Source organism: Blautia acetigignens (genome assembly GCF_025566865.1).
Lineage (GTDB): Bacteria > Bacillota > Clostridia > Lachnospirales > Lachnospiraceae > Blautia_A > Blautia_A acetigignens.
On sequence record NZ_JAOQJM010000001.1, the window covers coordinates 56,109 to 63,042 of the forward strand.

Sequence of the window (6,934 nt, forward strand, 5' to 3'; positions counted from 1 at the left end):
ATTCAGTCCTCTTTTGTAATGACAAACATTTCTTTCACATACTGTTCCTGGCGAAGGTATTTCTTCAGTCCCTTTTTGACCTCTTCGCTCTTATCCAGCTTCCGTGCCGACAAAATCTGATTGATCATCTGATATTTGCTGAACGGCGTGCCCTCCACCTTACTCATGCTAAGCACCCGCTCTGGTGATTTCTTTGTCTGTCCGTCACATTCCTCACAGAAATAGTAGTGCAGAGTCTCTCCATAAAACATAGTGAATGTCTTGGTGAAAATACCCTCATATACGTTTTTGAGAGGCTCTGTCTTATATTCCAGTCCTCTTCCAAGTCCGGTATCCAATGCATACACCAGCATCACCTTCGCATCCGGACTGGTATGATACTCCACGCAAGTCTTGTCATCCATCTGATAAAGGCTGAGCAGCTCCGGGGCAAGCCTGTGGAAGAAGGAAAATACCATTCCCTTGTCCATACATTCTTTCAGAAGCTCCTTCTCAAGAGAAAGAAGCGCCTCGTTTCTGCCCTTCTCTTTGGAAAGCTCCCGGAACAAAGCCAGATGGCACACCGAATCCACCGCCCATTTCTGCATATATGCATTCACAAGGCAGTTCTTCACAAAGGGGCTCATCACATATTCTTTCACAAAAATCCCATAGGAAACATGGGTCAGATATCCGCTTACGATCCACTCCCTTCCGGAATGGCGGATATAGGATTCCAGCACATGCTCCCCTTCCTTGCGGTAATCTGTTGTAAACATGAGAAGCTGAAGGATCTTCTCCTCCACATCATAGGTATCCATCTCAAAACCGCAGGCACTTTTCCAGATGGAGAGAATTTCATCCACTGGTCCGAAGCGGTACTTCATCAGATAATTGAGAATAACCTCATCATAAAAACCGTTTCTGTATACATCCGAAGCCAGCGCCAGAAGCTCTTCATCCTCAAGCAGATCACAGCGGACGATCATCCGGCTTGCCAGCTTAAGAAGGCTTCTCATATCCACGCCCTCGCAGCCGAACTCCTCCACAATGGCAAGTGCCTGTGAGAAAAGCCCTCTGCTGATCAGCACCTCCAGAAGCTTCTGTCTGTCCACACGGGCATATTCCCGGTAATCCATCTTCTTCAGATAGTCATCCAGGTCTTCTCCGTATACATGCTCTGCATAATAATCCAGGATTCTGCGGCGTACTTTCTGCTTGTACTCCTGGCAGAATGCGTCAGACTGCACCAGTCTCTGGAAAATATCCAGGTTGTTTCCGTCAAGCTCATGGCTCTCGCAGTAGTGAAGAAGCACGCCTGGCTCTGTCACCCCAAGGTCCAGAACCTTTCTTACTGCAGACTCCTCGTCCATCACCTTTTTCAGGCTGTAATCCACAGTAACACTGTATCTGCGCTGCTTGTCATCCTGGAAAAGAATGGCCGCGTCTGAGGTATAGATTCTTGGATAAGCCACGCCCTGCACACAGGTATAAATCTCTTCCTGCTCCATCTGGCTGTGGCGCACGATCACATAGCGGACCTTTTTGTCCTCAAAATACAGGCGGTGGGTAAACATCTTCTGTGCGATCAGATCTCCCGCTTCCTTTGTGCGCGGCTCCATAAGGAATTCCTGATAAAGTGCCGCATAGCTCTCGTTCATTTTGCCCTCGGAAAGCTTCTTCTTCGCAAAATCCTGCATGCTCTGCATATAGCGCTCGTATGCGGCAGGCTCCTTCTCCTTATTGGCTGCAATGCAGGAATAGATAAAGGCACGTTTGGAATCTCCCAGGGAATCGCTATTGTAGGTGAAATACATCAAAAGAGCCTTGGGGAGCTCGATTCTTCTGGAGGTATCCATGGTCTCCACATAGTATTCATAAAGTCTGGTCAGGCGCAGCCCATGCTCCACTGCCAGGGAAAACCAGCGGAAATATTCCGGCTTTCTGGGATTTCCCTTCATCACATATTTGCAGATGGCTTCCAGGGTATCGTCAGAAGGATACTGGTCGTATCCCCTGGCCATTGCCTGGTAAATGCTCTCATTATAGTCTTTCTCATATCCGGAAAGATATGCAAGACGCATGACAAGCTCCTCCGTGAGAAGATTCCGCCTTGCTGCAAAACGGAACACCTGTCCCCAGAAGCTGCTCAGACGATGAAGCAAAGTCATGTCCTTACAGATAATCTTCCACGCTTCCAGATAAAGGAATGGGCTTCTGCATCCCTTGTCAAACTGCTCTTCCAGCACGAACAGGGCCTTGGACGGAGTCTCCTTGTAAGCCGGATCCAGCTTCAGAAGGATCCACAGAAGGAGGAAGCTGTCGCTTTTCTGCATGTAGAAATTGCGGATTCTGGAAAGGGCATGTACCTTGTCCTTGTACAGTCCGGTAAGTGTGCACAGATACAAATAAATTCCTGCAAACTCCAGATCGTCCCTTGTATAGGATTTGTCCTCGTAGCTCTCAAGAAGTGCGCGGGCTTCCTCATGGTGGTTCTCCAGATAAAGAAGAAAGACCTCGTACATCTGATATTCCGGATATTCACAGCCGGACTGGTGCAGCTGGTTCAAAATATAATGGCTGCTTGCACACCAGGTGGAAAAGTCCATCCAGCCATTTGCCCCTGGATTGTCTTTTCCTTCCAGATTGCTTGCCTTAGCGGTTTCATAGCAAAGATAAGACAGGCTGTCCCGCAGAAGATCCAGCTTGCACTTCTTCTGATTCAGGCGGATATCCACGTCAAGCTTGCCGCTGGTAGAGGCAACAATGGTGTAAACCAGCTCCTGATAAGGGCTCTTTACCACAATTTTGCCAAACTGGTTTCCCGTTCCAAGCTTCTCCTTATGAAGCAGGTATTCTACCTCATAGTGACTGCCGATGAAATCCTCATCTGTCACAACCTTCCGTGGAATATCCAGGAAATCCCCTGTAGCTTCCACATCAAGGCGCAGATGTCCCCATCCGCTTCTCTGTATATAGAAGGATTCCTTCACTGAATCCTTAAGTTCATAATATTCCTTGCCCACTTCCCTGGCGCTGATGGTAACTTTCTCTTTTTTGCCGGCGGCAATGAGAAACTCCTCCAGGTGCTGGTAGGTTACAGGCTGTCTGGATAATCCCTGGTAAAGGGTCTGGCTTCTCTCATCCTCACCTTCAAGAATTCTGGCAAAGCTTGGATCCTTAAAGATGCGGAATGCTTCCTTAAAATCATCCTTTGCCACCTGCACAAAGGCATCCAGATTCTCCACCACACCTGTAAAGCTGCGGATTTCTTCTTTCTCAATCTCGATCTCAAAGGGAATCCTGGCTTCTCCCACATTGGTGGTAAAGCACAGCCAGCCCTTCAGGCATTCCCCTGGGACAAGGCCTACCGTATCCACGCCAAAAGGAAGCCGTACCGTTGTCCCGGAAATATGATCCATCCCCGGCACTACACGGCGGCTTGACGAGGTGACAAATCCGCGTATCCTGCGGTTATCCTCGGTTCCTACGTACACCTCGCCTCTTTTGGTCTCACCAGCCTTCATGGTCATGGTGATCTTCTCTTTGGAAAAAAGAAGTGGCGGCTGTTCATATTCAAAATTTCCACTTAAAAGCTGTTCGATCTTTTTTTTCAAAATCATTCACCTTACGTCTTTCGTTTTCTTTCGACTCTTTCATTATTATAATGATTTTACCCTCTCATTTCAATGTTAATTCGAAAAAAGAATTCCATCAGGCACTTAGAGCCTGTATTTTTCATAGACTATATAGAAATCCCCTTTGAGGTAGCGATTTGAAGACTTTTTTGAAACCTTTGACAATGGCCGAGGAGCAGCATTATCTTCAGCAGTACCAAAGGGGCGATATGGAAGCAAAAACCATTCTCATTGAGCGTAATCTGCGGCTTGTTGCCCATGTAGTAAAAAAATATCAGGGAGCAGATGTGGAGCTTGACGACCTGATCTCCATCGGCACCATCGGCCTGATGAAGGCAATTTCCACCTTTGACCCAGGTAAAACCACCAGGCTTTCCACCTATGCAGCCAGATGCATCGACAATGAACTGCTGATGATGTTCCGCACCAGGAAAAAGCATTCCAGGGAAGTTTCCCTGTATGAACCTATTGGAACGGACAAAGAGGGCAACGAGATCAGTCTTCTGGACGTAATGGAAGGTCCTGCCGTGGATGTGGTGGAGGAATATTCCACACGGGAGAGCATCCGCCATGTGCTTGGCTCCATGAAAACCGTTCTCACGGAAAAAGAATATGAAGTGATCTGCTGCCGCTTCGGTCTTTTCGGCAAAAGAGAACAGACACAGAGGGAAATCGCCCGCCACCTTCACATCAGCCGCTCCTACGTCTCCAGAATCGAAAAAAACGCCCTGCATAAGCTGCGGACGCTTTTCCCTGAATCATAATTTACGCTTCACTGCGGCGGAGAATATCATAAACCTGGACACCGCCGCCAAGATCTACAAACAGCTTCTGCTGCGGATGGGGAGCGCTCTCTGCGGAATTGCCCTCCTCATCATAGATCGCCTTCACAGGAACCACCACATTGGCTCCATCCGGCTTCATGATCTCGATGGTCTCTCCCACAGTGAATTTATTTCTCTGTGTAATCTGAACGTATCCTCTCTCGTCAATTGCTTCCGCAAAGCCAAGATAGGTGTATCCCTTCTCGTAGGTATTGTTGTCATAGATCTGGGCTTCCTGGTTCGGCTTGCCGTAGAAGAAGCCTGTGGTGAATTTACGGTAGGTACAGCCTGCGATCTGCTCCTGATACCAGGACATATTGGCCTGGTATTTGGCTGGATCCTCCAGATAGTCGTCAATGGCCTTCCGGTAGGTACGGGCAACAGTGGCAACATAAAGGGCTGTTTTCATGCGGCCCTCGATCTTCAGGCTGTCAATTCCGCTGGTAAGCACATCATCCATATGCTCGATCATGCAAAGATCCTTGGAGTTGAAAATATAGGTACCACGCTCATTCTCATAAACCGGCATGTACTCCCCTGGTCTTGACTCTTCCACGATGGAATATTTCCAGCGACAGGGATGGGTACAGGCTCCCTGGTTGGCATCTCTTCCTACCAGGAAATTGCTGAGCAGACAGCGCCCGGAATAGGAAATGCACATGGCGCCGTGGATAAAGGTCTCAATCTCCATATCCTCCGGGATATGGGCACGGATCTGGCGAATCTCCTCCAGGGAAAGCTCTCTGGCACTGACCACTCTCTTGGCTCCAAGATTGTACCAGAAACGGTAGGTCTCATAATTGGTGTTGTTGGCCTGGGTGCTGATGTGGCGCTCAATCTCCGGACAGATTTCCTTGGCGTAGGTAAAAATACCGGGATCTGCGATGATCAGGGCATCCGGCTTCAGTTCCTTTAATTCCTTCAGGTATTCCCTTACGCCCTCAAGGTCATAGTTGTGCGCCAGAATATTCACGGTCACATACACCTTCACACCGTGCTCATGGGCAAATGCAATTCCCTGTGCCATCTCTTCCTTTGAAAAATTACGGGCTTTGGCGCGAAGGCCGAAAGCCTCTCCTCCAATATAAACAGCGTCTGCTCCGAAAACAGTGGCAATCTTCAGAACCTCAAGACTGCTTGCCGGAACTAATAATTCTGGTTTACGCATACGACTCCTCTTTCTTTACGCTAATGGCTGCTCCGTCTCCCAATGGAAGAATGGAGGTCTCCAAAAGCGGATTGTGTTTCAGTTCATACAGATACTGGCGCATCCGTTTGTAAATGGTACGGTTGCGTCGCTCTACAAGATAATGGGATTCGATAATGTCTCCTTCCTGGAGAACATTATCAGAAACAAGAATGCTGCCCTTATGCATTAAACGAAGCACATCCGGCAGCCAGTGAATATACTGCCCTTTGGCAGCATCCATAAAAATAAAATCATAGGTTCCATCCAGCTTTCCAAGGATCTCGGTGGCATCCCCGGTAAGCAGGCTGATCTGGGATTCCCTTCCTGCCTTTCGGAAATTCTCCCTGGCAATGGGAATCCTTTTCTCATAATTCTCAATGGTGGTGATCTTCAGGTCCGCAGGGCCGTATTCACACATCAGAATTGTGGAAAAGCCCACTGCAGTGCCCACCTCCAGGATGGTCTGCGGGCGGGTAGCTGCAAGGAACATTTTAAGGAAGCTCTGCATCTCCTTGCGGATGATGGGAACACGGTCTAAAAGAGCTTTCCTTTCCAATTCTTCCAGAAAAGAAGTATTTCCCATATCAAGAGAATTGATGTAAGTGCGCATCCTTTCTTCTACGATCACTGGCCGGACTCTCCTTCCCCTGCTGCGGTATCCGCTGCACCATCAGATGAAGCATCGCTGCCGGTATCTGCAGCAGCATTTGTACCGTCATCTGAAGAAACGCCTGCCTGCTCCTCATCTCCTGCAAGGATTCCCATAATACGGGTAGGTGTGTATGCAGTGCTGAGAAGATAGGTGCCAGCCTTCATCTGACCCTTGTATGTAGAAAGTTTCTCCTGTGCAAAAAATACCAGGCTGTCCTGGATCAGTCCTTTGCTTTTCAGGATCTTGGCTACATCGTAAGTGGAAGCCCCATCTGGAATCACTACCGTTACTTCCTGACCTGCTCCCGGACTTACTGCCTGCTGGTTGAACACATCATAGCCAAACTGATAAGCAGATTTGCCCAGCCAGAAGATCAAAAGTGCCACGCAGACGTAAAAAGCGGTACGGAATACTCCGCTGGCAAGAAAAAGCCCCACCTTTCCCACCTGATCTCTTGTATTACCCATGTTTCCTCCTTTAATTTCCAGTCAGCTGCCCAAATAGCGGACAGTTATAACTCCGGGACATCCAGCTCGATTCCCTCTGTAAGTGACTTGCAGATTCTCTGCATAAGCTTGCAAAGAGCCAGCTCTGCATCAAGAAAGGCATTTACAAGCGGGTCGCTTCTTAATTCCCTTGATTCTCTGTTGAG

General features: G+C 48.4%; 5 protein-coding genes. 1 reads left to right on the forward strand and 4 read right to left on the reverse strand.

Going from position 1 to position 6,934, the window contains the following annotated elements; translation table 11 throughout:
- Positions 1–2: 2 nt before the first annotated feature.
- Positions 3–3,596, reverse strand: coding sequence for a DUF5717 family protein (locus OCV70_RS00295; RefSeq protein WP_262578964.1), 3,594 nt, complete (start codon positions 3,594–3,596; stop codon positions 3–5).
- Between the two features lie 158 nt (positions 3,597–3,754).
- Here OCV70_RS00295 and sigK point away from each other — a divergent pair, with 158 nt between their 5' ends.
- The gene (gene sigK, locus OCV70_RS00300; RefSeq protein ID WP_021925009.1) at positions 3,755–4,381 is read left to right on the forward strand and encodes an RNA polymerase sporulation sigma factor SigK; all 627 of its coding nucleotides are present in this window, start codon (positions 3,755–3,757) and stop codon (positions 4,379–4,381) included.
- Between the two features lies 1 nt (position 4,382).
- Here the strand turns inward: sigK and OCV70_RS00305 are convergent, their stop codons facing one another.
- The 3 genes from OCV70_RS00305 to OCV70_RS00315 are packed head-to-tail and all read right to left on the reverse strand — an operon-like array spanning position 4,383 to position 6,749.
- A complete protein-coding gene (locus tag OCV70_RS00305) occupies positions 4,383–5,609 on the reverse strand; it encodes a peptidase U32 family protein (protein ID WP_021925010.1) in 1,227 nt (408 codons plus the stop codon).
- A complete protein-coding gene (locus OCV70_RS00310) occupies positions 5,602–6,258 on the reverse strand; it encodes an O-methyltransferase (RefSeq protein WP_117850486.1) in 657 nt (218 codons plus the stop codon). Before OCV70_RS00310 ends, OCV70_RS00305 begins: the two co-directional genes overlap by 8 nt.
- Complete coding sequence (locus tag OCV70_RS00315; protein ID WP_021925012.1) at positions 6,255–6,749, reverse strand: endolytic transglycosylase MltG; 495 nt, start codon at positions 6,747–6,749, stop codon at positions 6,255–6,257. The genes OCV70_RS00310 and OCV70_RS00315 overlap by 4 nt, the downstream gene beginning before the upstream one ends.
- Between the last annotated feature and the right edge of the window lie 185 nt (positions 6,750–6,934).